The sequence below is a fragment of the Acidovorax sp. 107 genome, assembly GCF_003058055.1.
GTDB lineage: Bacteria > Pseudomonadota > Gammaproteobacteria > Burkholderiales > Burkholderiaceae_C > Acidovorax.
Window position 1 is genome coordinate 1,646,281 of record NZ_QBTZ01000001.1, and the last position, 26,271, is coordinate 1,672,551.

Sequence of the window (26,271 nt, forward strand, 5' to 3'; positions counted from 1 at the left end):
GCTTGAAAAGGCCATTGCACTCGCGATGGTTTTGTTTTTGCGCGAGATCGGGTACTTTGGTTCTTTCATATGCACGCCGATGCATAAATTACAGAAAAGCACCAGATGATTTCCTCAAGCACCCGCTATTCCATCGCCTTCAAACTCTCCTTGGCGGCGTTGCTCAGTCTGTTGGTGGTTTTGCTGGCCACGATGGGCATCGTCAGTGCCTTGCTCTGGAACGATTTCGGCCGTCTGGCACGTGGTGATGCCACGCAGTACGTGGCCCAGGTGCGCACGCTGGTGCAAACCTTCGACGAAACGGCGCAGGAGCAAGCCAAGCGTGACTTCAGCTTGTTCAAGGCGAATTTCCCGGGCCGGTTCACCGTCGCTGAATCAGCCGGGGCCGACGGCAAGTCAGAAGCAGTGCTGTCGTTCCGGGGGGCTGCCGTCAATGGTGATTTTGAAGTGGTGGACCGCTTCTCCAAGGACAGCATGGGCGCCGTGGCCACGATTTTTGCGCGCACGGGAGACGATTTCATTCGCGTGACCACGTCCCTCAAAAAGCAGGATGGCGAGCGCGCGTACAAGACCCTGCTGGACCGCAAGCACCCCGCCTACGCCCTTGTGAACGAGGGCAAAACCTACATCGGCCGAGCCGGTCTGTTTGGCCGTGAGTACATGACCGTGTACGAGCCCATCCGCGAGGGCAATCGCACCATTGGTATCTTGTTCATCGGGTCTGACATGGGAGCCATTCTGGGCAAGCTCGACACCGTGATGGCGGGACAAAAGCTGTTTGCTACGGGGGCCGTGTATGCGGTCAATCTCTCATCGGGCCCCGCGCGGGGCACTGTTTTTGGATTGCCTGGTGCTGGCAAATCGCTGAAGCTGGATGACAAGGACGACAACGCCAAGGCATGGATGGCGTCGCTGGCTGCAGTTGAGCCGTCGGGCGATCTGGAGTCCCGTTGGTCACCCCGTCGCAATGGCGAGAGCGATACCGCCACCCGCTACGTGGCGGTCGAACACTACAAACCCTGGAGCTGGGTGATCGTTGCCGAGGCACCTTTGTCAGAGATGATGAGTGAAGCGCGCGGTGTGCTGACCTGGCTTTGGCTGGGTGTCGTTGTGGCACTCACGCTGCTCACGGTCGTGTTGTTGGTCGCAACGCGCCGGCTGGTGGGGGCCCCCGTGCAGCAGCTGAGCAAAGCCCTCGGCTATCTGGCACAGGGGGATCTCGCGCACGCGGTTTCCGTTCAGTCCCGCGATGAAATCGGTTCTCTGGCCCAGGCCATGGAAGGTTTTCGGGTCCGGTTGGTGGAGAGCCTGGGCACGGTGCGCACCAGTGCCGACAGCGTATCGGCGGCCAGTACGGAGATTGCGCAGGGCAATCAGGATCTGTCGGGACGGACAGAGGGCCAGGCCAGCGCCCTGGAGCAGACAGCGGCCAGCATGGAGCAGCTGGGCGCCACCATCCGCCACAACGCTGACAGTGCGGGCCGGGCCAATCAGCTGGCCGTGGGGGCCAGCCGGGTCGCACAGCAGGGCGGAGAGGTGGTTTCCAAGGTGGTTCGCACCATGCAGGACATCCACACCAGCAGCCAAAAGATCGCCGACATCATTGGCGTGATCGACGGGATCGCCTTTCAGACCAACATCCTGGCGCTCAATGCTGCTGTCGAAGCGGCCCGTGCGGGAGAGCAGGGCCGCGGCTTTGCGGTGGTGGCGGCCGAGGTGCGCAACCTGGCTCAGCGCACGGCGGCAGAGGCCAAGTCCATCAAGGAGCTGATTGGCGCCAGCAGTGCCATGGTGCAGCAGGGCTCGGCGCTGGCGGACGAGGCGGGCACCACCATGCAGGAGGTGGTCAGTGCCATCCGGCGCGTGGCGGACATGGTCTCTGAGATCAGTGCGGCCAGTAACGAGCAAACCGCAGGCGTCGGCCAGGTGGGGGAGGCAGTCACGCAGCTCGACCAGACGACCCAGCAGAACGCTGCGTTGGTAGAGGAAATGGCCGCCGCTGCCAGCAGCCTGCGGGTGCAGGCCGAGCAGATGGTGACTGCGATTGCTCGATTCAATCTGGGGCAGGATGCATCCTCAGCGCACACACATGCGCCCGCATCGCCACATGCCATGGGGCTATCGCCCACGGCACCGCCAAAGCTACAGGGCTAGGGTGCCTCTGCACGAAGGCATCCGCCCATGAAAAAACCTGCCATGCATTGCTGCCTGGCAGGTTTTGTATTTGGAGCGGGTGATGGGAATCGAACCCACGTTATTTGCTTGGGAAGCAAGAGTCCTACCATTGAACGACACCCGCGCAGCCTTGGATTATAGGCAGCATCTTGGGCGCCGCTTTTCCCCGCCCGGCCGTTGGTTCAAAAATCCGGCAGATCAAGAATCTGTTGAGTGCTGCCGGGTATTTGAGTGATTTTGGCTGGTAGTGCTTATCCAGTATGCGCTAGCAGCTATCAAAAAATGAGTTGATCGGAGTGGCTCATTTCTGGATGTCCCCCAGGCACAGGTACTTGATCTCCACGTAGTCGTCCATGCCGTGGTGCGACCCTTCGCGGCCCAGGCCCGACTGCTTGACTCCGCCAAAGGGCACGTGCTCGGTGGCGAGGATGCCGACATTGGCGCCGACCATGCCGTATTCGAGCGCTTCGGTCACGCGGAAGATGCGGCCCACGTCGCGGCTGTAAAAGTAGCTGGCCAAGCCGAACTCGGTGTTATTGGCAGCATCGATGGCTTCTTGCTCGGTCTTGAACTTGAACACGGGGGCGAAGGGGCCAAACGTTTCTTCGCGCGCACATAGCATGTCGGCCGTGGCGTTGGCCACCACCGTGGGCTCAAAGAACTGGCCCGAACCCAGGCTGGTCAGACGCTGGCCGCCGGCCACCACCTGGCCGCCCTTGGCGAGTGCATCGTCCACATGGCGCTGCACCTTGGTGAGTGCAGCTTCCTCGATCAGCGGACCCTGGTTCACACCGGCCTCGAAGCCGTTGCCCACCTTGGCCGTCTTGACCTTGGCCGCGAACTTGGCCACGAACTCGTCGTACACGCCTTCCTGCACATAGAAGCGGTTGGTGCACACGCAGGTCTGGCCCGCGTTGCGGTACTTGCTGGCAAAGGCGCCTTCTACAGCGCTGTCCACATCGGCATCATCGAACACGATGAAGGGTGCGTTGCCGCCCAGCTCCAGCGACATCTTCTTGACCGTGGGCGCCGACTGCGCCATCAGGATGCGGCCCACCTCGGTGCTGCCGGTGAAGCTGATGTGGCGCACCACGTCGCTCGCGCACAGCACCTTGCCGATGGCGATGGAGTTGTCGCAGTCGGCGGGCAGGATGTTGAACACGCCAGCCGGGATGCCTGCGCGGATCGCCAGTTCGGCCGCAGCCAGGGCGGTGAGGGGCGTGAGCTCGGCGGGCTTGATGACCACGGGGCAGCCTGCGGCCAATGCGGGTGCGACCTTGCGGGTGATCATGGCCAGCGGGAAGTTCCACGGCGTGATGGCCGCGCACACGCCGATGGGCTGCTTGAGCACCAGAAGGCGGCGGTTGTTGTCGAACTGGGGCAGGGTCTCGCCGTTGATGCGCTTGGCTTCTTCGGCAAACCACTCGACGAAGCTCGCGCCGTAGGCGACCTCGCCCTTGGCTTCTGGCAGAGGCTTGCCCTGCTCGGCCGTCATGATGCGGCCCAGGTCGTCTTGGTTGGCCATGAGCAGGTCAAACCACTTGCGCAGGATGATGCTGCGCTCCTTGGCGGTCTTGGTCTTCCAGGGGCCCCAGGCGGCGTTGGCTGCGGCAATGGCGGCCTCCGCATCGGCCGGGCCCAGGTTGGCCACGTCGGCCAGCTTGAGGCCCGTGGCCGGGTCGTTCACGTCAAAGCGGCTGTTGCCCGCCACCCACTGGCCGTTGATGAGACCGTCGGTTTTGAGCAGTGTGGGATCGTTGAGCAGGGCGAGGGGCGATGTCTTCATGTCCATGGGAGTGCTTCCGGGATAGGTGACGAAACAGAGAGCGAGCAGAAAAGGGAAGGGGGGCAGGGGCGGCGGTGGGCTGGCGCGTGTCTAGCCAAAGGCTAGCATGGGCAGGGCTGTAGCCTGCGTCGCCAAAGTGGCACCGGCAACAGGGGCATGGTGCGGGCGCGTGCAAGGTTGAACGCACCCTGCGCTGTCATGCGCGCCGGCCCCGCAGCCACTCCAGCGCCAGCAGCAGGCTGGTGGTGAACAGGATGAGCAGCGTTGCCACCGCCGCAATGGTGGGCGAAATGTTCTCGCGGATGCCGGTGAACATCTGGCGCGGCAGCGTGGCCTGCTCTGCACCCGCCAGGAACAGCGTGACCACCACTTCGTCGAACGAGGTGGCAAACGCAAACAATGCGCCCGAGATCACGCCCGGTGCAATCACCGGCAGCGTCACGCGAAAGAAGGTGTTCAGCGGAGTCTCGCCCAGGCTCAGCGACGCGCGCACCAGGTTGTGGTTGAAGCCCGCCAGCGTGGCCAGCACGGTGGTCAGCACGAACGGTGCGCCCAGCGCTGCGTGCACGATGATGAGGCCCACGTAGCTATCGGCGAGACCTAGCGGCGCAAAGTACAGGTAGGTGGCCACCCCCACCACGATGATGGGCACCACCATGGGAGCAATCAGGACCGCCATGAGCAGCCCCTTGAAGCGGAAGTCCGCCCGCGACAGGCCCACGGCGGCGAGGGTGCCCAGCACGGTGGCAATCAGCGTGGCTGCAGGCGCCACGATGAAGCTGTTGCGCGTGGCACGGGCCCATTCGGCCGACTCGAACAGGTTGCGGTACCACTTGAGCGACCAGCCGGGGATGGGGTAGGCGAGGAAGGAGCTCTCGGAGAACGACAGCGGCACCATCACCAGAATGGGCGCCAGCAGGAACACCAGCACGGCCACGCAAAGAGCGCGCACGGCCCACCAGCCGAGCTTGTCGGTCAGGCTGGCGTACAGGGGGAATTGAGGAAGGCGAAACATGGTGAGCTACTTTCTTTTGCTTCAGTGCGCGATCAGCCCAGACTCAATTCGGCCTTGCCAATGCGGCGGTACACGCCATACAGCAGCAAGGTAGCGGCCAGCAGCAGGGCGCCCAGCGCGCAGGCCATGCCCCAGTTCACTTCCACATTGGTATAGCGGGCGATGTAGTAGCTCAGCATCTGGTCGTCGGCCCCGCCCAGCAGTGCGGGCGTGACGTAATAGCCAATGGCCAGGATGAACACCAGCAGCGCACCCGCGCCAATGCCGGGGTAGGTTTGCGGCACATACACCCGAAAGAACGCGGCGATGGGCGAGCTGCCCAGCGACACTGCCGCGCGCAGGTAGGTGGGCGGCACGCTCTTCATCACGCTGTACAGCGGCAGGATCATGAAGGGCAGCAGGATGTGCACCATGGCAATCACCACGCCCGTTCGGTTGAACAGCAGCGCCAAAGGTTGCTCAATGAGGCCCAGGCCCATGAGGCCGCGGTTGACCAGGCCTTCGGACTGCAGCAGCACGATCCATGCGGCCACGCGCACCAGGATGGAGGTCCAGAACGGCACCAGCACCAGGATCATCAGCACATTGGCTGAGCGGGCGGGCAGCGATGCCAACCACCAGGCCAGCGGGTAGCCAACCAGCAGGCACACCAGCGTGACTACGAGGCTGATGTGGAACGTGCGCAGCAGGATGCCGCCAAAGGCGCGCTGCTCTTCGGGCATGCGCTCGACCTGGCCCAGCGCGTCGCGCTGCAGGTCCACCGAGGCGAGCAGGTAGTCGGGTGTCCAGCGGGCACCGTTCTTTGCAATGGCCCGCCAGAACGGTGCCTCGCCCCAGCGGGTGTCCGCGCCCAGCAGGCGCTCCTTGATGGCGTCGGCAGAGCCTTCAAAGGGCAGGTCGCGGTACGCCCCCATCACCATGGAGCGTGCGCCCGGCACCTCGGAGTTGAGCCGACGCGCCAGGGCGCCAGCGTCCGAGCGGTCGGGCAGACGGGCGAGATCGCCCACCAGCGCGGCGTAAGCCGCAGCCGGTGGTGCGTCGCGCCGGTCCCAGCCGTCCAGGGCGCGCATGGTGCCCGGCAGCGCGTTGGCCACCTCGGGGTTCTCTACCGCGCGCTGCAGCAGCGCGGCAATGGGCACCAGCAGCGTGAGCAGCAAGAACACCAGCAAGGGCAGCGTGAGGCTGAACGCCCGCCATTTGCGCCGCACCTCGGCGCGGGCCAGGGCTTTGCGCAGCGCGCCGGGGGCGTGGCTGTCCTGTGCGCGGAGCGGGGCCAATTCAGGGGCGTTCATGGCGATCACGCCGGAGGGGGCTTGCATGGTGGTGGGCTCTGTCTGCTGCGGGTGCGGGCTCATGGCTCAGGCGGGCGGGGCGGGCGCAGGCTGATTACTGCGTGGCCCAGGCGGCAAAGCGCTTTTCCAGCGCCTCGCCCTGGTCGGCCCAGAAGCCCACGCTGAACTGCAGAGCTTCCTTGGCATTGGTGGCCGAGGTGGGCAGGTCGTCCAGCACCTTCTTGTCCAGCGAGGCCAGGGCCTTGGTGTTGGCGGGGCCGTAGGCAATGTTCTGTGCGTAGGCGGCCTGCTGCGGGGTCTGCATGGTGAAGGCGATGAACTTCACGGCCGCATCCTTGTTGGGCGTGCCCTTGGGGACGGCCCAGTAGTCCAGGTCGTAGATGCCGCCGGGCCAGTAGATCTTGAGGTTGCGGCCTTCGCGGTTGGCGGCGTCGATGCGGCCGTTGAACACCGTGGTCAGCGCCACATCGCCTGCCACCAGGAACTGGGGCGCCTGGGCGCCGGCTTCCCACCACTGGATGCTGGGCTTCAGTTCAGTCAGCTTCTTGAAGGCGCGGTCGGCACCGTCCTTGGTGGCCAGCACCTTGTACACATCGGCAGGCTTCACGCCATCGGCCAGCAGCGCGAATTCGAGGTTGTAGCGCGCGCCCTTGCGCATGCCGCGCTTGCCGGGGATCTTCTTGGTGTCCCAGAAATCGGCCCAGCTGGTGGGCGGGGTCTTGAGCTTGTCGCCGTTGTAGGCCATGACGGTAGACCACACAAAGATGCCCACGGCGCATTCATTCACCGCAGCGGGCAGCAGGTCTGCCTTGGGCACGATCTTGCTGTAGTCCAGCTTTTCATACAGGCCTTCGTCGCAGCCGCGCGCGGCGTCGGGCGATTCGACTTCGACCACGTCCCAGGTCACCTTCTTGGCCTCGACCATGGCCTTGACCTTGGCCTGCTCGCCGTTGTATTCCACCGCCACGATCTTGTTGCCCGCCTTTTCATAGGGCTCGTAGAACGCCTTCTTCTGTGCGTTGGCGTTGGCACCGCCGAAGTTGACGACGGTGAGTTGCTGCTGCGCCAGGCTGGGCAGGGCCAGGCAGGCAGACAGGGCAGCGCAGGCGATCAGGCTCTTGTTTTTCATGGTGCGGATTCCTTGGGGTTGAGGGAAGGGGACGGGGAACAAAAAAACGGGTTCAGTGAACGGTGGGCACGGCGTAGATGCGCACGGACTCGGTGGGGAACTCCAGCAGCACCGCATCGCCGGTTTCGGGGTGCGGGTTGGCGTCCGCGCGGGTCAGTGGCAGCTTGACGGTGGCCTGCGCCTGGCCGGCGCCGATGTCGCACATCAGGCGCAGGTGGTCGCCGTAGTAGATGGCGCGGGCCACGGTGGCGCGCAGGGCTGGGCCTTGGGGCGCGGCGCTGGCGGCATGCAGCGCAATGCGCTCGGGGCGGATGCAGGCCTCGGCCGGTGCGCCGGGTGCGAGGTGGTTCACATTGAGGCCGGGCAGGCGCTGGCCATCGGGCAACTGCAGCGCCCACGCCGTACTGCTGCCTTGCAGGGTGCCGGTGATGACGGTGCTGTCGCCCACAAAGCCCGCCACAAAGCGGTTGGACGGGGTCTCGTACAGCGCCTCCACATCGGCCAGCTGCTGGATGACACCTTCGTTGAACACGGCCACGCGGTCGCTCATGGTCAGGGCTTCGCCCTGGTCATGGGTCACGTACACAAAGGTCACGCCCAGTTGGCGGTGCAGTTCTTTCAGCTCGATCTGCATGTGCTCGCGCAGCTGCTTGTCCAGGGCGCCAAGGGGCTCGTCCATCAGCACGAGCTGGGGGTTGAACACCAGGGCGCGGGCCAGCGCCACGCGCTGCTGCTGGCCGCCCGACAGGCGCGCGGGCAGGCGGTCGGCCATGCCGGTCAGGCGCACCATGTCCAGCGCCTTCTTCACGCGTTCTGCCTGCTCGGCCTTGGGCACCTTGCGCACGGTGAGCGGGTAGGCCACGTTCTGCCCCACCGTGAGGTGCGGGAACAGCGCGTAGTTCTGGAACACCATGCCAAAGTTGCGCTTGTGCGGCGGCGTGCGCGTGATCTGCTTGCCGTCCAGAAGGATGTCGCCAGCGGTGGGTGACTCAAACCCCGCCAGCATCATCAACGTGGTGGTCTTGCCCGAGCCCGAGGGCCCCAGCAGGCTCAGAAACTCGCCGCGCTGGATGTCCAGGTCCAGCGCGCGCACCACAAGCTGCTCGCCGTCGTAGGTTTTTTGCACGCCGCTGAAGCGGACCAGGGGTTCTGCGTGGTTCATGGTGATGGGGCAATCAAGGGAGAAGGGGTTCAGCCCACAGCCGCGAAGCTGTCGGCCAGGATGGCCAGGCCTTCGTGCAGCAGTTCGTCCGATGCAGTCAGGGGCACCAGGATACGGATCACGTTGCCGTAGGTTCCGCAAGACAACAGGATGAGCCCGCGCCGTGCAGCTTCGGCAACGACCTTCTTGGTCAGTGCGGCGTCGGGGCGGTGCACGTCGCCGTTTTCAAACAACTCGATGGCGACCATGGCACCCAGGCCGCGCACGTCGCCGATGGCGGGTACTTTGGCGGCCATTGCTTTCAGGGCACTGACCAGCAGCGCGCCCATGTCCTGGCTGCGGGCCAACAGGTTTTCCTGCTCGAACGCGTCGATCACGGCCAGGGCCGCAGCGCAAGCCACGGGGCTGCCGGCATAGGTGCCGCCCAGGCCACCGGCCGCTGGAGCATCGATGACATCGGCACGGCCCACCACGCCCGAGAGGGGGAAGCCGCCCGCCAGAGACTTGGCGGTGGTGATGAGGTCGGGTGCCACCGGCCATTGCTCGCACGCAAACCAGGTGCCTGTGCGGCCCGCGCCGGTTTGCACTTCGTCGGCAATCAGCAGGATGCCGTAGCGGTCTGCAAGGGCCTTGAGGCCGGTGATGAATTCGGGTGGGGCCACGTAGAAGCCGCCTTCGCCCTGCACGGGCTCGACGATGAAGGCTGCCACTCGCTCGGGCTCGATGTCGTTCTTGAAGATCAGCTCCACCGAGTGCAGGGCTTGCTCTACGCTCACGCCGTGCAACGGGTTGGGGAACAGGGCATGGAACATCTCGCCAGGGAAGGGACCGAACCCAATCTTGTAGGGCGCGACCTTGCCCGTGAGACCCAGCGTGAGGTTGGTGCGGCCGTGGTAGCCGCCCGTGAAGGCGATCACGCCGGGGCGCTTGGTGTAGGCGCGGGCGATCTTGATGGCGTTTTCCACGGCCTCGGCACCGGTGGTCAGCAGCAGGCTCTTCTTGGCAAAGGCGCCCGGGGCCAGGGTGTTCAGGCGCTCACACACTTCCACGTAGGGCTCATACGCAATCACCTGGAAGCAGGTGTGGGTGTACAGGTCCAGCTGGGCCTTGACGGCGGCGATCACGCCGGCGTGCAGGTGGCCGGTGTTGAGCACAGCGATGCCACCGGCAAAGTCGATGAAGCGGCGGCCCTCCACATCCCACAGCTCGGCGTTGCGGGCTTTCTGGATGAAGAGGTCATGGGCCTGGCCCACGCCCCGGGCCACGGCGGCGTGGCGGCGGGTGAGGAGGGCGGCGTTGGTGAAGTGGCGGTCTTGCTGCATGGTGTGGGCGATTGGGGTAAGGGACGAAGAAGAGGATGAAAACCAGGAATGGGGCGAATTCTGGAAGTCGCGCCGCGACCCGTCCATGTACAGCGCAGCGCTGTTTGGCGCGCACTGTGCAGGTCTAGAATCCTGTACAGGCAATCCCTGATTTGGTGTGCGCCAAGCCAGTGCACAATTCGCCCCCTTTTTTGCTCTCCTGATGCTCACTCTCAGCCCGGATCTCCAGACACCTCTGGTCAGCCAGATCGTCGATGGTCTGCGGGGGCTCATTGCGGGGCAGGTGCTCAAGCCGGGCAGCAAACTCCCGTCCATCCGTGCTTTTGCCGTCGCGCACGGCGTGAGCGTATTCACCGTGGTCGAGGCGTATGACCGCCTGGTGGCGCAAGGCTGGCTGGTGTCGCGGGCCAATGCGGGCTTCTTTGTGAAGCGGCGGGGCGATGAGGGGGCTGCGCCCGGCACTGGTGCACCCGAGCGGGCGGTGCCCCGTTTTGATGCGCGCTGGTACCTCAAGCAAATTTTTGAAAACCGCAACCTGCCCATGAAACCGGGCTGTGGCTGGCTGCCGCACGACTGGCTGTTTGGCGATGCGGTCAAACGCAGCATGCGCCAGCTGTCCTCCGACGGTCCCGAGCTGGACGGCTACGGCCTGCCCCATGGCCACATGGCGCTGCGCATGGTGGTGGCCGAGTCGCTGGCGGAGCACCACCTAGCGGTGGACGCCGAGCAGGTGCTGCTGACCCAGGGCTCCAGCCAGGCGCTGGACCTGGTGGCGCGGCGGCTGGTTAAGCCCGGCGATGTGGTGCTGGTGGACGACCCCGGTTATCCCAACCTGCTGTTCATGCTGCGCTTCGCGGGCGCCCGGGTGGTGGGGGTGCCGCGCACCGCCACCGGCTACGATCTGCCCGCACTGGAGGCCCTGCTGGCCGAGCACCAGCCCACGGTGTTCTTCACCCAGCCGCGCCTGCAAAGCCCCACCTGCTCGTTGGCATCGGTGGCGCACCTGCACCGGCTGCTCCAGCTGGCTGAGCAGCATCGCTTCATGCTGGTCGAGAACGACATCTATGCCGACATGGACCCGGGTGTACGCCCCTCGCTGGCCAGCCTGGACCAGCTCAATCGCGTGATCTATCTGGGCAGCTTTTCCAAGACGATCTCGCCCAACCTGCGTACCGGCTTTCTGGCGGCGCGGCGCGATCTGCTCGACGAGCTGGTGCAGCTCAAGATGATCTCGGGCCTGACGTCATCAGAGATCACCGAGCGCATCACCTTTGGCGTGGTGACCGATGGCCGCTGGCGCAAGCACCTCAAGTCCCTGCGAGAGCGCCTGGCCGAGGCGCACCGCACGGTGGGGCGGCGCTTGCTGAACCTGGGGTTTGAGCTGTTCCACGAGCCGGAGGCGGGCATGTACCTGTGGGCGCGCCACCCCGACCTGCCCGACAGTGCCGAGCTGTCGAAAGAGGCCACGGGCGCGGGCATCATGCTCGGCCCCGGTCAGCTGTTTCTGGTGGAGCCGCGCCCCACGGGCTGGCTGCGCTTTAACGTGGCGTTCAGCCAGGACGAGCGGATGTGGCGCTTTCTGGAGCAGCGCATCGAAATGGGCCAGCAGGTGGCGGAACAGGGCAATTCACTGCCCTGAGAATGCGATTTCTAGCGTTTTTGGCGCCATGCGCTAGTGCAATATGGCTTGTTTGCTATCAAATGGATAGTATTTGAGCCATCCCCCCTGGGTTGAAGCGGTCTGGCGTGGAGGCTATCGGTCGATGATGCGCCGTGCAAACCGCTCCAGGTATTCCATCAACTGCTCCGCACCCGCCACCGCCTGGGCCTCATCGCCGCTGGCAATGCCCTGGGCCAGCTGCATGTGGGCGCGGGCGCCTTCCGACACTTCGCCTTCGTGCTGGTAGGCGTACCAGAAGCGGCGGCACTGCACGATGAGCGGTTGCACGCATTTGACGGCGGAATGGTTCTGGCTGGCCTGGTGGGTGACGAGGTCCAGCTCATGGTCGGCCAGCATGTAGTCGTCCAGGTGGCCGCGCGCTGCGGCTTGCACCATGTTTTCGGCGCAGCGCACGATGGCCTCGCGCTGCGGCGCGGTGGCGCGGCGTGCAGCGTTGGAGGCCAGCAGCCGTTCCAGCACGCGGCGCGTCTGGATCACGTCCAGGTGGTCGGCCAGGTCGATGTGCGACACCAGCAGACCGCGCCGGGGCTGTTGCACGATGAGCCCGATGGACACCATGCGCAGCAGCGCCTCGCGCACCGGGGTGCGGCCCAGGCCCGTGCGCTCGGCGATCTCGGCCTCCACCACCGGGCTGCCGGGCTGCAGCTGCAGCGTGGAGATCATGGACTCGATGGCGTCGTAGGCCACGTCCGCCGCGCGCCGCTTGGGCGCGGGGTCTTTTGGGGGGGCGGGGCGGCGGAGTGTCATCGGTCGTGAAGGACGTTGCGGAGGCCGCATCTTATGGGATGCGGCCCTTGTGGCCCTGCGGTCTGTCAGAGGCTCGCTCCCACCTTGCGCAGCTCGGCAATCTGCGGTGCCTTGGGCAGCCACAGCTTGTCGAATTCCTGGATGACGCCGTCGGGGTTGAACGACGATGCCGTCTTGAACGCGATGGACGTGCCCTTGAATTTCTCGATCAGCCCGGCCTCGGTGGTCACGATGTCGTTGATCTGTGCGTCGAGCGACTGGGCCACCAGCTTGCGGATGATGTCCTTGTCCTTGGCGTCCAGCCCTTGCCAGATGCGGCCGGAGACCAGCGGAGCAAACGGCATGAAAAGCGCATTCATCTGCAGCAGCGTCTTGGCCACCTTGTCAAAGCGCTGGTTCCACGAGAACTCGATGTCGGCCTCCAGCCCGTCCACCTGGCCGTTGCTCATCGCATCGAACACCTGGGGCGTGGGGATGGGCGTGGGGGCAGCGCCCAGCATTTGATAGAAGTCGCGATACACGGGCGTGGGGTTGATGCGAAGCTTCATGCCCTTGATGTCGGTGGGCACGGTGATGTCCTTGGTGGAGAACACGGCGCGCATGCCGGTGATGCCCCAGCCCAGGCCAATGGTGCCGGTCTCGCGCGGCAGCACCTCCAGCAGTTTGGTGGCGGCGGGGTGTTTGACCAGCTTGGCCACGGCGGGCGTGGAGCGCACGAGGTAGGGCGCGTTGATGGCCGCGATGCTCGACACCCGCGAGCCCAGTTCGGCGGCCTGGATCCACCCCATGTCCAGCGCGCCGGACTGCAACTGCTGCATCATCGCCGCCTCGTTGCCCAGCTGGCCCGAGTGGAAGACCGTGACGCTCAGGCGGCCATCGGTTTCCTTCTTCAGCGCCTCGCCAAACTGCAGCGCGGCGCGGTTCCAGGAGTGGCCAGCGGGTGTGATCAGGCCCAGGCGGAACTCCTTGGCGTCGGCGGCCCGCACCAGGGCTGGAAAGCCCAGCCCTGTGACGGCGGCTGCGGCCACGGCGTGGCGCTGGATGAAGTGGCGGCGGGAGACTGGGCGGGCAGGCTGGGTCGTCATGGTGAACTCCGTGTGAAAGAACGTTGGGAGGGGGACGGATCTGTCGGACGGCATGCCCCGCTACTTGAGCAGGCCGAGCGACAGGCTGGGGAACAGCGACAGCATCACCAGCGCCACGCAGCTGATGATGAAAAACGGCAGGGTCACGATGAACATCTTTCCGGGCTTGGCTCCGGTGACGGCCGACGCGACAAAAAAGCTCAGGCCCACGGGCGGGGTCATCAGCCCCAGCACCAGATTGACGACGATCACCACGCCAAAATGGCGCGGGTCGATGTGATAAACCTCGGTGGCAATCGGCAGCAGGATGGGCGCGGTCATGATGAGACCGGGGATGCCGTCGATCACCGTGCCGATGACCAGCAGGATGACGTTGGTGAGCAGCAGGAAGGTGACCGGGTCGTGCGCCACCGTCTGCACCCAGGCGGCCACCATCTGCGGCACCTTGCCGTAGATCAGCAGCCACGAGAACACGGCCGCTGCGGCCACCAGGAACAGCACGATGGCCGAGTAAATGGCCGAACGCAGAAGGATGGCCGGCATGGCGCTGAAGCGGAATTCCTTCGTCACATACCGGCCCACCAGGGCCGAGACCAGCGCGCCCACGGCGGCCGATTCGGTGGGGTTGGCCACGCCACTCAGGATGGATCCGACGATGATGATGGGGATGAGTAGCGTGGGGCTGGCCTGCACCACGGTGCGTGCGCGCTGGGCCAGCGTGCGCTTTTCGCTGCGCGGGTAGTTGTAGACAAAACCCATGAGCGCGATCACGACAAAGAACAGCAGCGTGAGCAGCACGCCGGGCAGGATGCCTGCAATCAGCATGTCGCCCACGGCCACCTGGGCCAGCACGCTGTAGACCACAAACATCACCGAGGGCGGGATGATCGGCCCGAGCATGCCGCCATACACCGTGAGGCCCGCCGCAAAGGTCTTGTCGTAGCCCTGCTTCTCCATCTCGGGCACCATGACCTGCGACATGATGGCCACCTGCGCAGTGGCCGAGCCGATGATGGAAGACACCAGCATGTTGGCCAGGATGTTCACGTAGGCCAGGCCCCCTTTGACGGAGCCGATGAAGGCCATGGACAGGTCCACCAGTCGCCGCGTGATGCCGCCGCTGTTCATGATCTCGCCGATCAGGATGAACAGCGGGATGGCGATGAGGCCATAGCTGTCTACCCCGCCAAACATCTGCATGGGGAAGGACTGGAACAGCACCGGGCTGCCGATGCTGAGGATGTACACCGCGCCCGACAGGCACAGGCACACGCCGATGGGCACACCCACCATCAAGGCGGCGAGGAAGAACAGGGTGGTGATCATGGTCGGGGCTCGGGTGGGTTTGCAGGGGTGGATGGCGTTCAGTTCACGGCGTCGGCGTTGACCACGTCAAAGCCCGCGTGCTGCACACGCTCTGCGGCGCCCATGTCTTCCAGCAGGTTGGCCAGCGCATGCACGCTGAAGGTGGCCGAGAAGATCGGCAGGATCAGCTGCAGCACCCAGGTGGGCCAGTTCAGCGTCTGGGTGCGCTCGGTGTAGAGGAAGTTGAAGCTCTCGGCCGCAAACTCCTTGGCGTCAAAGCCGTAGCGCGCAATGCCGATGGGGTCCATCCACACCCAGCACATCACCAGCATGGCTAGGCCAAACAGCAGCACGCCGGATGTGGCCACCACTTTGAACGCCTTGGCACCCCGCGCGCCGAGGTGGTCGGTCAGCATGGTCACGGCAAAGTCCATGCGCAGCCGCGTCATGACCGAGGCGCCCACAAAGGTCAGCCAGACCACCGTGTAGACCGCTGCTTCGTCCACCCAGTAAATGGGCATCCCGGTGTAGCGCGTGACCACGTTGAGCAGGATCAGCAGTACCAGCAAGGTCATGAGGGCGGTAAGCAGGTGCCGCTCAACGCGCAGAACCTGCGTGGACAAAGTCAGCACCCAGCGGATGGGGGCACGCGGCGATAAAGCTTGCGGGGCAGGGGGGTTGTGGGGCGTGGGCATGGTGGGGGGCTGGGGAGCAGGGCTTGCCGTTGGAAAATGAAGTTGTGTGATTTTTAATATCTGACAAATATATTTAAAAGCAAGATAGATGCCTGCGGGGTACGGGTAAGCCCTGAAAAGGGTGGCGAGGGAAAACTGACGGTGTGCCCGTCAGCTCAACGGGGTGAAGGGGTCGTCGGTGGGTGCGGTGTTGCAGGCAGCCAGCGTGCCTATGCGCGCTGGCGCCAACAGGTGCCGTGGGGGCGAGGGTGTCCAGCCAAACAGGTGCTGCGTGGCTGCGCCGCAGATGCGGCCTTGGCAGGCGCCCATGCCGCAGCGTGTGTGGAGCTTGGCGTCGATCCAGCCCTGGCGCTCGGTCAGCGCGGCGTAGGGCACGTCCTCGCAGCGGCACACCAAGGTGTCGGGCTGCGCCAGTGTCTTGAGCGCTTCGTTCAGTGGAAAAGAAGCCTGCAGCACCTGCGCAAAGCCTTCCCACCGCGCCAGCTGCGGGCGCAGCGCCTGGGCGTGTGGCACCTGTCCTGCCGCGGCATGCCCTGCCATGGTGCCCTGGACCAGTGCACGTTCGCTCCCGCCAAAGCCGGTGCATTCGCCCGCAGCGAATACCCCGGGCACGCTGGTGTGCATTTGCGTATCCACAGCCAGGCCCTGGCCGCCGCTCAGTGGTCCACCCAGGTCGCAGCCCAGCATCTGCCCGAGGTGGGTATTGGGCACTAACCCGAACCCGCAGGCCACGCGGTCGCAGGCCAGGGTCTCTTCGGCGCGTTGGCTTTTGCGCAGTCTTACGGTTTGCACCTGCGTGGTGCCTTGGACTTCCAGCACATGCGTACTGGCGCGCAAGCGGGGGTGAAGCAGCGTCAGGGCCTGCGCCGCCTTCGTGGGCCAGCGCGGCAGTTGCGCCGCAAAGCCAGCGAGCGCGCGCCACGGCGCTTGCTCGGCCACGCGCACCACGGTGGCGCCCGCTTGGGTGGCGGTGGCAGCAGCGGCCAGCAGCAGCGGGCCTGTGCCGGCGATGACGATGCGCTGGCCCCGCACGTCGAGCCCCGCCTTGATGAGGGCCTGCAATGCGCCCGCACCCGTCACTCCGGGCAGCGTCCAACCTGGAAAAGGCAGCAGCAGCTCGCGGGCTCCGGTGCACAACACGATGCGCTGGCTGTGCTGGGTCCAGCCTCGGTCCGCGTCTTCCAGCAGCAGGGCCGAGGCCTTGTCGCCGGGTTGCGGGTCACCCAGGCCCACCACGCGGGTGCCGGTCAGCAGGCGGACGTTGGTGTGCCGGGTCAGTGCCGCGCGGTTCTGTTGCGCCAGGGCGGGCAAGACCACTTGGGGACCATCGCGCCAGATTTGCCCGCCGGGCAGCGGGTTGTCGTCCACGATGGTGATCGATGCACCGCTGGGCGCGGCCGCGAGGGCCGCAGCCATCCCTGCAGGGCCTGCGCCGATGATGAGGATGTCGCAGCGCTCGTGCGCCGAGTGTGGCTCGGTCATCGGTTGGGTCACGGGCTGGTTCATAGCGTGGCGTTCCCTGGGGCTGTGCCGACATCGGTGTGTATCGACATGCCTTCGGTGCAGACCGTCTGGCACGCCAGGTGGGTACGGCCATGGATGCGGACCCTGCATTCGTGGCACACGCCCATGCCACACAGCGGCGCCCGCGCCGCGCCAGTGACGGAGGTGCGCGTGGTGCCGGGTGTTTGCTGTGCCAGCGCGGCGGCGACGCTGGTCCCTGCAGGCACCTGCAGGGGCGCGCCATTCACGACGATGTGCACCAGGGCGGAGGCGGGGGCGGTCATGGTGTGCTCAGGCCCGCAAAGCGGGCAGGTGCGTAGGGCGCGGGGTTGATCGCTGGCGTGCCCCCGGAGATCTGCGCTGCCAGCAACTGTGCGGTGGCCGGTGCGGTGGTCACGCCCAGCCCTTCATGCCCCACGGCCAGCCACAGGTGCGGGTGTTCGGGGTGCCCACCGATCAGCGGCAGGCTGTCGGGTGTGGCGGCGCGAAAGCCCGTCCAGGTGCGGATGGCGTTGAGGTCTGCCAGGCCCGGCAGGTAGTCGAGCGCACGTTGCAGCATGCGCGCCATCACGGTGTTGTTGACGGTAGGGTCGGTGGTGTCGAACTCGCGCGACGAGCCGATCAGCAACTGCCCCGTGGGCCGGGGCTGCACGTTGAAGGCCACCGAGGTGCCGTCGCTGTGGTGGGCGCTGGTGATGTAGCCGAGTTCCACCAATTGGTGGCGCACGGTGCCCGGGTAGCGGTCGGTGATGACGAGGTGGCCCTTTTTGGGGCGCAGCGGCAGGCCGGGGCACAGCTGCGGGGCGTGAATGCCGCTGGCCAGCACGATGGCGCCTGCGCTGCGCTGGCTGCCGTCGCGCAGGGTGACGGTCTGGCCGTCGATCTGCGTGGCTTCGGCCTGTTCGACCACCACGGTTCCATGCGCTGCAGCCTGGGCCACCAACCACTGGGCGGCACGCGGGGCATAGACCACGCTATCGCCTTTCACCTTCAGCGCGCCCGCCAGACCGGTGCGCAGCGCGGGTTCTGCGCGGGCGAGGGCGCCGGCATCCAGCATCTCGCAGGCCACGTCTTGTGCTTGCAGAGTAGCGCGCTTGGCGTGCGCGGCTTGCAGTTCTTCCTCATTGGCGGCCAGCCAGAGCGTGCCGCAGGCGGTGAAGGCGCAGCCCGCATCAATCTGCGGTGCCCAGGTGTGCCAGAGGTCCAGCGACGATTTGCTGAGCGCCAGTTCGGCGGGGTTGTCATCCATCACCACCAGATGCCCCATGCCCGCAGCCGTGGCACCGCCGAGGCGCGCATCGATGATCCGCACCGACAAACCAACCTGTGCAAGCGCATGGGCACAGGCCGCGCCGACGATACCAGCGCCAATCACAAGGACATCGGTGGTTTGCATGGAGCCTGTGCGGTGGGAAAACGCGGTTTACAGCCGGATGCCCCAGCCGAACGGGTCGCTGTCTTCGATCAGCAGCGTGGCCTCCGCGCTCATGTGGGCGCGGCCACGCAAGGTGGGTATGACCTTGCCATCGCCTTGCAGCGTGTAGCTGGCTTCGAACTGGCTACCGATGATGCTGGCTTGGCGCCAGGGGGTAGCCGGTGCCAGCTTGCCGTCGGCCGCCAAGCAGGCCACCTTGGCGCTGGTGCCAGTGCCGCAGGGGGAGCGGTCGTAGGCCTTGCCGGGGCACAGCACGTAGTTGCGGCTGTCGGCATTGTCGTCGTCAGCAAAGAGTTCGATGTGGTCAATCTCGCCGCCGTTGTCGCCGCGAATGCCCTGGTCCCTCAGGGCCTGCTGCACGGCGCAGGTGTAGTGCATCAGCGCGTCCAGGTTGTCGCTGGCCACGCGCTGGCCGTGGTCCGAGATCAAAAAGAACCAGTTACCGCCCCAGGCCACGTCGCCCACCACGCGGCCGTAGCCGGGCACCTCGACGGCCAATGCGTGGTGCAGCCGGTAGGCCAGCACGTTGCGCACGCTGACCGAACCATCGGTGTGCAAGGTTGTGGTGACGGTGCCCACGGGCGTTTCGATGCGGTGTTCTCCAGGCTGGATACGGCCCAGGTAGGCCAGTGACGCCACCAGCCCGATGGTGCCGTGGCCACACATGCCCAGGTAGCCGCTGTTGTTGAAGAAGATCACACCCGCTGCGTTGGCCGGGTCTTGCGGTGCGCACAGCAGCGCGCCCACCACCACATCGCTGCCACGTGGCTCCAGCACGGCGGCAGCGCGCCAGGCATCGTGGCGCTCGGCCAGCAACGCGCGCCGCTCGGCCATGGTGCCAGTGCCCAGGTCCGGAAAACCGCCAATGACAAGCCGGGTCGGCTCGCCGCCGGTGTGGGAGTCGATCACTTGGATGCGTTGCATGGTGTTCTGGTCGTGGTGGGCAGAGGAGTAGCCTAGTCTGTCATGCGACGGATTGGTACTGGGTGGGACGCGTTGCCAAGGCCTTGCGTACCACGCTCTCGACAAACGCGCGCTCTTCACCCACCAGCGGCAGGCGGGGGCGGCGCATGTGTTCGGTGCCCACGCCCACCAGTGCGTCGATGAGCTTGAGGTTTTGAACCAGTTTGTTCGATACATCCAGGTGCAGCATGGGCGTCATCCACTGGTACAGCGGCAGCGCCTCGGCAAATTTGCCTGCCTTCATCAGGTCGTACAGTGCCACGGTCTCGCGCGGGAAGGCGCAGCCCACACCGGCCAGCAGGCCGTCGCAGCCCAAGGCCAGGCCTTCGTAGGCCAGGTCATCCACGCCCAGGAAGAGCTGGTAGCGGTCGCCCACGGTATTGCGCAGGTCGGTGATGCGGCGGATGTCGCCCGTGCTTTCCTTGATGGCGGCAATCCATTCGCAATCGGCCAGCTCGACCATGTGCTCGGGCTTCAGGTCCACGCGGTAGGCGACAGGGTTGTTGTAGACCATCAAGGGGCGCTGGGCAGCGCCCGCCATGGCGCGCACGTTGGCCATGGCCTCGCGGGCGTCGGCCACGTAGATCACCGAGGGCATGACCATGTAGCCCGCCACGCCCAGCTGGTTGCCGCCGTCGATGTAGCGCAGCGCCTCCCGGGTGCTGGTTTCGGACACGTTGGCCAGCACGGGCACACGGCCGTCAGCGGCTTCGAGCGCGATCTGTGCAACCTTCAGCTTTTCTTCCAGGCTCAGCGTACTGGCTTCGCCCAGGGAGCCGCAGGTCACCAGGCCATGGATCCCGTTGCGGATCTGGAAGTCAATGTGGCGGGCCGTGCCTTCGGCGTCGATGGACTCGTCGGCGTGGAACTTGGTGGTGATGGCGGGGAAGATGCCTTGCCAGCGGGGTTGTGGGTTCACAGGGTGCTCCTTGGGTGCGGTGGGCGATGAAGTTATTAATATATTAACAAGATATTTAAACCATGCAAACGAATTTTTGGGCAAACACAACCGATGGCCAGGTGAACAAGGGGCAGGGGCGGGCATGGAACATCGCAAACCGTAGGCCGCCAATTGCTGTCGCGGCGCCGCAACGGCCTAAGGCCTGCAAACCTATAATGAAAGGTTGGTCCCCATAGGGGCAGCGACAGGCAGCGCACAGGCGCGGGTCCTGCGGTCTGCCTGCTCCGTGCAACCACTCCACAACACCATGAGCACTCCCACTTTTTCTGTCGCTGACATCCGCAAGTCCTTCCTGGACTTCTTCGTCTCCAAGGGCCACACCGTTGTGGCGTCCAGCCCCCTAGTGCCCGGCAACGATCCCACGCTGATGTTCACGAACTCGGGCATGGTGCAGTTCAAGGACGTATTCCTGGGTACCGACAAGCGTTCGTACAACCGCGCGGTGTCCGTGCAGGCCTGCCTGCGTGCCGGTGGCAAGCACAATGACCTGGAGAACGTGGGCTACACCGCACGCCACCACACGTTCTTTGAAATGCTGGGCAACTGGTCGTTTGGCGACTACTTCAAGCGCGAGTCGCTCAAGTGGGCCTGGGAGCTGCTGACCGAGGTCTACAAGCTGCCTCCGGAGCGCCTGCTGGCCACGGTGTACCAGGAAGACGACGAGGCCTACGACATCTGGACCAAGGAAATCGGCCTGCCGCCCGAACGCGTGATCCGCATCGGTGACAACAAGGGCGGCCGCTACAAGTCCGACAACTTCTGGATGATGGCCGACACCGGCCCCTGCGGTCCGTGCAGCGAAATCTTCTATGACCACGGCCCGCACATCGCAGGCGGCCCTCCTGGCAGCCCTGACGAAGACGGCGACCGCTTCATCGAGATCTGGAACAACGTGTTCATGCAGTTCGACATGGACGAAACCGGTGCCGTAACGCCGCTGCCAGCGCCCTGCGTGGACACCGGTATGGGCCTGGAGCGCTTGGCAGCCATCCTGCAACACGTGCACAGCAACTACGAGATCGACCTGTTTGATGCGCTGATCAAGGCCGCTGGCCGCGAGACCGGCGTGGCCGACCTCAACAACAAGAGCCTGCGCGTGATTGCCGACCACATCCGCGCCACCGCGTTCCTGGTGAGCGACGGTGTGATCCCCAGCAACGAAGGCCGTGGCTACGTGCAGCGCCGCATCGTGCGCCGCGCCATCCGCCACGGGTACAAGCTGGGCAAGAAGACCCCGTTCTTCCACAAGCTGGTGGCTGACCTGGTCCGCCTGATGGGCGATGCCTATCCGTCGCTGCGCGAGCAGGAGCAGCGCATCACCGACGTGCTGAAGGTGGAGGAAGAGCGATTCTTCGAGACGCTGGCCAACGGCATGGAAATCCTGGATGCGGCCCTCGACGGCGGCGCCAAGGTGCTGCCCGGCGACGTGGCCTTCAAGCTGCACGACACCTACGGCTTCCCGCTGGACCTGACCAACGACGTGTGCCGCGAACGCGACGTGGAAGTCGACGAAGCCGGTTTCAAGGTGGCCATGGAAAAGCAGAAGGCCCAGGCCCGCGCTGCTGGCAAGTTCAAGATGGACAAGGCACTGGAATACACCGGTGCAGCCAACCAGTTCACGGGCTATGAACATCTCGCAGAGACTGCAAAAATCATAGCAATCTATGTAGATGGTACTAGCGCTGCGGCGCTAAAAGCTGGCCAAAACGGCGTGGTGGTGCTCGACACGACCCCCTTCTATGCCGAAAGCGGTGGCCAGGTGGGCGACGAAGGCACCATCACCAGTGGCTCCGCCCGTTTTGCGGTGGGCGACACGCTCAAGATCAAGGCCGATGTGTTTGGCCACCACGGCACGCTGGAAGAGGGCACGCTGAACGTGGGCGACACGGTGCAGGCGCAGGTCAACACCGCCGTGCGCGCCGCCACCATGCGCAACCACTCGGTGACGCACATCATGCACAAGGCCCTGCGCGAAGTGCTGGGCAGCCACGTGCAGCAAAAGGGCAGCTTGGTCAACGCCGACCGCACGCGGTTTGACTTTACGCACAACGGCGCAGTGACTGCCGTCGAGATCCGAGAGATTGAGCGCCGCGTCAACGAAGAAATCCTGGCCAATCTGCCCACGCAGGCGCGCGTGATGGACATCGAATCGGCCCAGAAGACCGGCGCCATGATGCTGTTTGGCGAGAAGTACGGCGAAACCGTGCGCGTGCTGGACATCGGCTCCAGCCGCGAGCTGTGCGGCGGTACGCACGTGCAGCGCACGGGCGACATCGGCCTGTTCAAGGTGGTGGGCGAAGGCGGCGTGGCCGCAGGCATCCGCCGTATCGAAGCCGTGACAGGCGCCAACGCCTTGGCGTACCTGCAGAACCTGGAAGACACCGTGAACCAGGCTGCCAGCACCCTCAAGGCGCCGGTGGCCGAGCTCAACGGCCGCATCAGCCAGGCGCTCGACAACGCCCGCGCGCTCGAAAAGGAAGTGGCGGCCCTCAAGGGCAAGCTGGCCTCCAGCCAGGGTGATGAGCTGGTGAACCAAGCGGTGGAAGTGAAGGGCCTGAAGGTGCTGGCCGCCGCGTTGCCGGGTGCCGACGCCAAGACTCTGCGCGACACCATGGACAAGCTCAAGGACAAGCTCAAGACCGCTGCCATCGTGCTGGCTGCGGTGGATGGCGACAAGGTGCAGATTGCTGCAGGCGTCACTGCCGACAGCGTGGGCAAGCTCAAGGCCGGCGAGCTGGTCAACTTTGTGGCCCAGCAAGTGGGCGGCAAGGGTGGCGGCAAGCCCGACATGGCCATGGCCGGCGGCACCGATGCCTCCAAGCTGCCTGCAGCGCTGGCCTCGGTGACGGGCTGGATCACGCAGCAACTGGGCTGATGCCTGGGGTTGCCACAGCGGCCCACGCCGCTGTGGTGTGGCAGCCATGGCTGCCAAAAAGAGGGTGACGGAACGCGGGCTTTCACCCTACAGTGCAGCGCATGGACACCTTGCGCGACAGCCCCCGAGACCCGCCGCCGTCCGCTGTTCTCCGGGGCGGTGCGGCGGCTTCCGTGGGGCAAGACACTCACCTGCCGTGGTGGCGCCGCATCACGATCCCGTTTGAGGTCCTGATCGCGACCGTGGTTGTCACCGCCATGCTGCTGCTCACCGCGCTGCTGGTGTACCAGGTCAGTACCAGTGCTCGCCAGGCCATCATCTCGGCGTCGGACGAGAGTGCGCAGCGCATCAGCCAGCTCATCGCCGAACGGGTGCACCGCATCGTGGACCCGGCCGACGCCACCATTCGCCTGCTGGCGTTCGACCCGGTGGCCTCGGCGTCCACCTTGCCCGCGCGGCTGCGGCGCCTGCCCGTGCTGGCTCGGCTGCTGGAGCAGAACCCGTTGCTGTCGGCAGTGTTCATCGGTTACCCGGACGGGCAGTTCTTGTTGGTACGACCGGTGCGCAACGATGCCTTGCGCCTGCGGCTGGACGCACCGCTCAAAACCGCCTACCTGGTGCAGTCCATGGCCCGCGAACGCGGCGGGGCGGGCATGGTGGGGCGCTGGAGTTATTACGACGCTGACTTGCGGTCGATCGACTCGGCCGTCCGTCCCGAATACCGTTACGACCCCCGCACCCGGCCCTGGTACGCCGAGGCGCTGGAGCAGAACACCCAGATCCTGACAGCGCCCTACGTTTTTTTCACCACGCAGGAGGTCGGCATCACCCTGAGCCAGCCCAGTGAGGACGGGCGGGCCGTGATGGGCCTGGACGTGGCCCTGACCGACCTGGGGCACGAGATCAGCGGGCTGCGCCTGATGCCCCGCACCGAGATCGCCGTGGTGGACAAGGACCGACGCGTGCTGGCCTACCCTGACATGTCGCGCGTGCTCATGAGCGACGGCAATGCGCCCGGCCTGCGGCTGCGTGCCATGGATGACCTGGGCGTGCCCAGCCTGCTGGCGCTGCAGGCGCTGGGCCTGAAGGACGGCGAGTCCCGCCGCCTGCAGGCGGGTGGCGAGGAATGGCTGGGCCGGTCGCTGCCGTTGGCGTCCATGCGCTGGCAGGGGCTGCAGATTCTGATGGCGATCCCCACCAAGGAACTGCTGGCCGAGGTGAACAACAACCTGCGCCAGCAGGTGTGGCTGTCGGTGTCGCTCATCGGCCTGATGTTGCCTTTGGGCTGGCTGGCGGGCCGGCGCGTGGGGCGCAGTCTGTTCGGACTGGCGTCGCAGGCACGGGCGCTGGCCCGGTTTGATTTCCGGCGGCCAGAGCGCCGGGTATCGCCCGTGCGCGAGGTGCGTGACCTGGGGCAGGTGATGGACCGTATGTCCTACACCATCCAGGAGTTTCTGCACATCACCCACCACATCAGCGCCGAGTCGCGCACCGACCTGATGCTGTCGAGCGTGCTGTACGAGCTGGTGCGTGCCACCAGTTGCACGGGGGGTGCGGTGTACCTGGTGGACCCACAACGCGCCGGTCTGTTGCGCGCGGCCCGCCATTGTGAAGACCCGGAACAGCAGTCGCGCTACCCCGAGCACCTGGCCATGGTGCATTTCATCAACCCCACCGAGCCGCAACCGGGCGACCAGCACGAGGACGACGACGAGACCGAGCCCGCACGCGTGTTGCGGGTGCAGCTGCGCACCCGCGATGGACAGCCCCTGGGCCTGCTGGTACTGCGGTATGTCGCTGACCAGATGCAGGACGACGCGCATTTCCGGGCGTTTGTCGAGAAGCTCTCGGGCACGCTGTCGGTCGCCATTGAGACCCGCAGCCTGATCGAAGGGCAGAAGAAGCTGCTGGACGCCGTCATCCGCCTGCTGGCCGATGCGATCGACGCCAAGAGCCCCTACACCGGTGGTCACTGCGAGCGCGTGCCCGAGCTGGCCGAGGCGCTGATGGAGCGCATGTGTGCGGCCAAGGAGGGGCCGTTTGCGCAGGTCACCATGACCGATGCCGAACGCTACGAGTTCCGCCTGGGCGCCTGGCTGCACGACTGCGGCAAGGTCACCAGCCCCGAGCACATCATCGACAAGGCCACCAAACTGGAGACGCTCTACAACCGCATTCACGAGGTGCGCATGCGCTTTGAGGTGCTGTGGCGCGACGCGGAGCTGGACTACTGGAAGCAGCACGTGTCGGGGGTAGACCCGGTGCGCCTGCAGCGCGAACTGCTGCAACGGCGCGAGCAGCTGCAGGACGATTTTGCCTTTGTGGCCCGCTGCAACGTGGGCGGCGAGTTCATGGCCGGGGCCGACATGGCCCGCCTCAAGGCCGTGGGGCGCCAACTGTGGCAACGGCATTTTGACGACCGCCTGGGCCTGTCGGCCGCCGAGAAGTTGCGGCTGGCTGCTGTGCCCGCGCGCCCGCTGCCGGCCAATGAACCTCTGCTGGCAGACCGGCCCGAACATGTCGTGCCCTGGGGGCTGCGCAAACCACCGGTGGAGGCGGGCAATCCGGCCAACCACTGGGGCTTCGACATGGCGCTGCCGCCCTGCGAAGCGAACCTGGGCGAACTGCACAACCTGTCCATCGAGCGGGGCACGCTCACGGCCGAAGACCGGTTCAAGATCAATGACCACATCGTGCAGACCATCATCATGCTCAGCGGCCTGCCGTTTCCGCCACACCTGGCACGCGTGCCGGCGATTGCCGGGTCACACCACGAAAAGCTGGATGGCACCGGCTACCCCCGACGCCTGAAGGCGGCTGAGCTGACGCTGGCCGACCGTGTGATGACACTGGCCGATATCTTTGAGGCGCTGACTGCGGCCGACCGGCCCTACAAGCCGCCCAAGACCCTGTCCGAGTCGCTCAAGATCATGACCCACATGGTGCGCGAGCGGCACATCGATGCCGAGGTGTTCCGCTTTTTTCTGACCAGTGGCGTGTGGCGCGACTACGCAGAGCGCTTTCTGGCGCCTGCGCAGCGCGATGAGGTCAACGTGGCGGCGATCCTGGAGTCGCTGGGCTGAGAAGAGGTGTGAACCAACCTGCCATGCCCGCTCGGCCGTCCCAGATTGAATAACGCC

At 65.5% G+C, this 26,271-nt stretch carries 19 protein-coding genes and 1 tRNA gene; 4 read left to right on the plus strand and 16 right to left on the minus strand.

Going from position 1 to position 26,271, the window contains the following annotated elements:
- Positions 1 to 105 precede the first annotated feature (105 nt).
- A complete protein-coding gene (locus tag C8C99_RS07845; protein ID WP_108625406.1) occupies positions 106 to 2,154 on the plus strand; it encodes a Cache 3/Cache 2 fusion domain-containing protein in 2,049 nt (682 codons plus the stop codon).
- Positions 2,155 to 2,225: 71 nt separating this feature from the next.
- Here C8C99_RS07845 and C8C99_RS07850 read toward each other — a convergent pair.
- From C8C99_RS07850 to gabT, 7 genes are all read right to left on the minus strand, one after another.
- Positions 2,226 to 2,299 (minus strand) — tRNA-Gly (locus C8C99_RS07850).
- A gap of 177 nt (positions 2,300 to 2,476) precedes the next feature.
- Positions 2,477 to 3,967, minus strand: coding sequence for an NAD-dependent succinate-semialdehyde dehydrogenase (locus C8C99_RS07855; RefSeq protein WP_108625407.1), 1,491 nt, complete (start codon positions 3,965 to 3,967; stop codon positions 2,477 to 2,479).
- Between the two features lie 190 nt (positions 3,968 to 4,157).
- Positions 4,158 to 4,976, minus strand: a complete 819-nt coding sequence (locus tag C8C99_RS07860) for an ABC transporter permease (protein ID WP_108625408.1) — start codon at positions 4,974 to 4,976, stop codon at positions 4,158 to 4,160.
- Positions 4,977 to 5,008: 32 nt separating this feature from the next.
- Positions 5,009 to 6,268 carry an ABC transporter permease gene (locus tag C8C99_RS07865; protein ID WP_108627076.1) on the minus strand — a complete coding sequence of 420 codons (1,260 nt, stop codon included), beginning with the start codon at positions 6,266 to 6,268 and terminating at the stop codon, positions 5,009 to 5,011.
- 94 nt (positions 6,269 to 6,362) lie between these two features.
- Positions 6,363 to 7,397 carry an ABC transporter substrate-binding protein gene (locus C8C99_RS07870; protein ID WP_108625409.1) on the minus strand — a complete coding sequence of 345 codons (1,035 nt, stop codon included), beginning with the start codon at positions 7,395 to 7,397 and terminating at the stop codon, positions 6,363 to 6,365.
- Positions 7,398 to 7,449: 52 nt separating this feature from the next.
- Complete coding sequence (locus C8C99_RS07875) at positions 7,450 to 8,559, minus strand: ABC transporter ATP-binding protein (RefSeq protein ID WP_108625410.1); 1,110 nt, start codon at positions 8,557 to 8,559, stop codon at positions 7,450 to 7,452.
- A 29-nt stretch (positions 8,560 to 8,588) separates the two neighbouring features.
- Positions 8,589 to 9,881, minus strand: coding sequence for a 4-aminobutyrate--2-oxoglutarate transaminase (gabT, locus tag C8C99_RS07880; RefSeq protein ID WP_108625411.1), 1,293 nt, complete (start codon positions 9,879 to 9,881; stop codon positions 8,589 to 8,591).
- Between the two features lie 202 nt (positions 9,882 to 10,083).
- Here gabT and C8C99_RS07885 point away from each other — a divergent pair, with 202 nt between their 5' ends.
- Complete coding sequence (locus C8C99_RS07885; protein WP_108627077.1) at positions 10,084 to 11,520, plus strand: PLP-dependent aminotransferase family protein; 1,437 nt, start codon at positions 10,084 to 10,086, stop codon at positions 11,518 to 11,520.
- 114 nt (positions 11,521 to 11,634) lie between these two features.
- Here the strand turns inward: C8C99_RS07885 and C8C99_RS07890 are convergent, their stop codons facing one another.
- The 9 genes from C8C99_RS07890 to C8C99_RS07930 form a co-directional block, all read right to left on the minus strand.
- Positions 11,635 to 12,309, minus strand: coding sequence for a GntR family transcriptional regulator (locus C8C99_RS07890; protein ID WP_108625412.1), 675 nt, complete (start codon positions 12,307 to 12,309; stop codon positions 11,635 to 11,637).
- Between the two features lie 65 nt (positions 12,310 to 12,374).
- Positions 12,375 to 13,394 carry a TRAP transporter substrate-binding protein gene (locus tag C8C99_RS07895; RefSeq protein WP_056644204.1) on the minus strand — a complete coding sequence of 340 codons (1,020 nt, stop codon included), beginning with the start codon at positions 13,392 to 13,394 and terminating at the stop codon, positions 12,375 to 12,377.
- A 60-nt stretch (positions 13,395 to 13,454) separates the two neighbouring features.
- The gene (locus tag C8C99_RS07900) at positions 13,455 to 14,720 is read right to left on the minus strand and encodes a TRAP transporter large permease (protein WP_060985884.1); all 1,266 of its coding nucleotides are present in this window, start codon (positions 14,718 to 14,720) and stop codon (positions 13,455 to 13,457) included.
- Positions 14,721 to 14,758: 38 nt separating this feature from the next.
- Entirely contained in the window at positions 14,759 to 15,394 is a 636-nt protein-coding gene (locus C8C99_RS07905) for a TRAP transporter small permease (protein WP_056644208.1), read from the minus strand.
- A 150-nt stretch (positions 15,395 to 15,544) separates the two neighbouring features.
- Positions 15,545 to 16,900, minus strand: a complete 1,356-nt coding sequence (locus C8C99_RS07910) for an FAD/NAD(P)-binding oxidoreductase (RefSeq protein WP_233247175.1) — start codon at positions 16,898 to 16,900, stop codon at positions 15,545 to 15,547.
- Positions 16,897 to 17,157, minus strand: a complete 261-nt coding sequence (locus C8C99_RS07915; RefSeq protein ID WP_199226504.1) for a 2Fe-2S iron-sulfur cluster-binding protein — start codon at positions 17,155 to 17,157, stop codon at positions 16,897 to 16,899. The genes C8C99_RS07910 and C8C99_RS07915 overlap by 4 nt, the downstream gene beginning before the upstream one ends.
- Before the next feature lie 20 nt (positions 17,158 to 17,177).
- On the minus strand, positions 17,178 to 18,293 hold the full coding sequence (locus tag C8C99_RS07920) for an FAD-binding oxidoreductase (protein ID WP_056644214.1): 1,116 nt from the start codon (positions 18,291 to 18,293) through the stop codon (positions 17,178 to 17,180).
- Between the two features lie 27 nt (positions 18,294 to 18,320).
- A complete protein-coding gene (locus C8C99_RS07925) occupies positions 18,321 to 19,256 on the minus strand; it encodes a 4-hydroxyproline epimerase (protein ID WP_056644216.1) in 936 nt (311 codons plus the stop codon).
- A 40-nt stretch (positions 19,257 to 19,296) separates the two neighbouring features.
- Positions 19,297 to 20,214 (minus strand): dihydrodipicolinate synthase family protein, encoded by a 918-nt coding sequence (locus tag C8C99_RS07930; RefSeq protein ID WP_056644218.1) that lies wholly within the window; start codon positions 20,212 to 20,214, stop codon positions 19,297 to 19,299.
- A 289-nt stretch (positions 20,215 to 20,503) separates the two neighbouring features.
- Here C8C99_RS07930 and alaS point away from each other — a divergent pair, with 289 nt between their 5' ends.
- The gene (alaS, locus tag C8C99_RS07935) at positions 20,504 to 23,131 is read left to right on the plus strand and encodes an alanine--tRNA ligase (RefSeq protein WP_056644221.1); all 2,628 of its coding nucleotides are present in this window, start codon (positions 20,504 to 20,506) and stop codon (positions 23,129 to 23,131) included.
- 101 nt (positions 23,132 to 23,232) lie between these two features.
- A complete protein-coding gene (locus C8C99_RS07940; protein ID WP_056644223.1) occupies positions 23,233 to 26,214 on the plus strand; it encodes an HD domain-containing phosphohydrolase in 2,982 nt (993 codons plus the stop codon).
- The last annotated feature ends 57 nt before the right edge of the window (positions 26,215 to 26,271 follow it).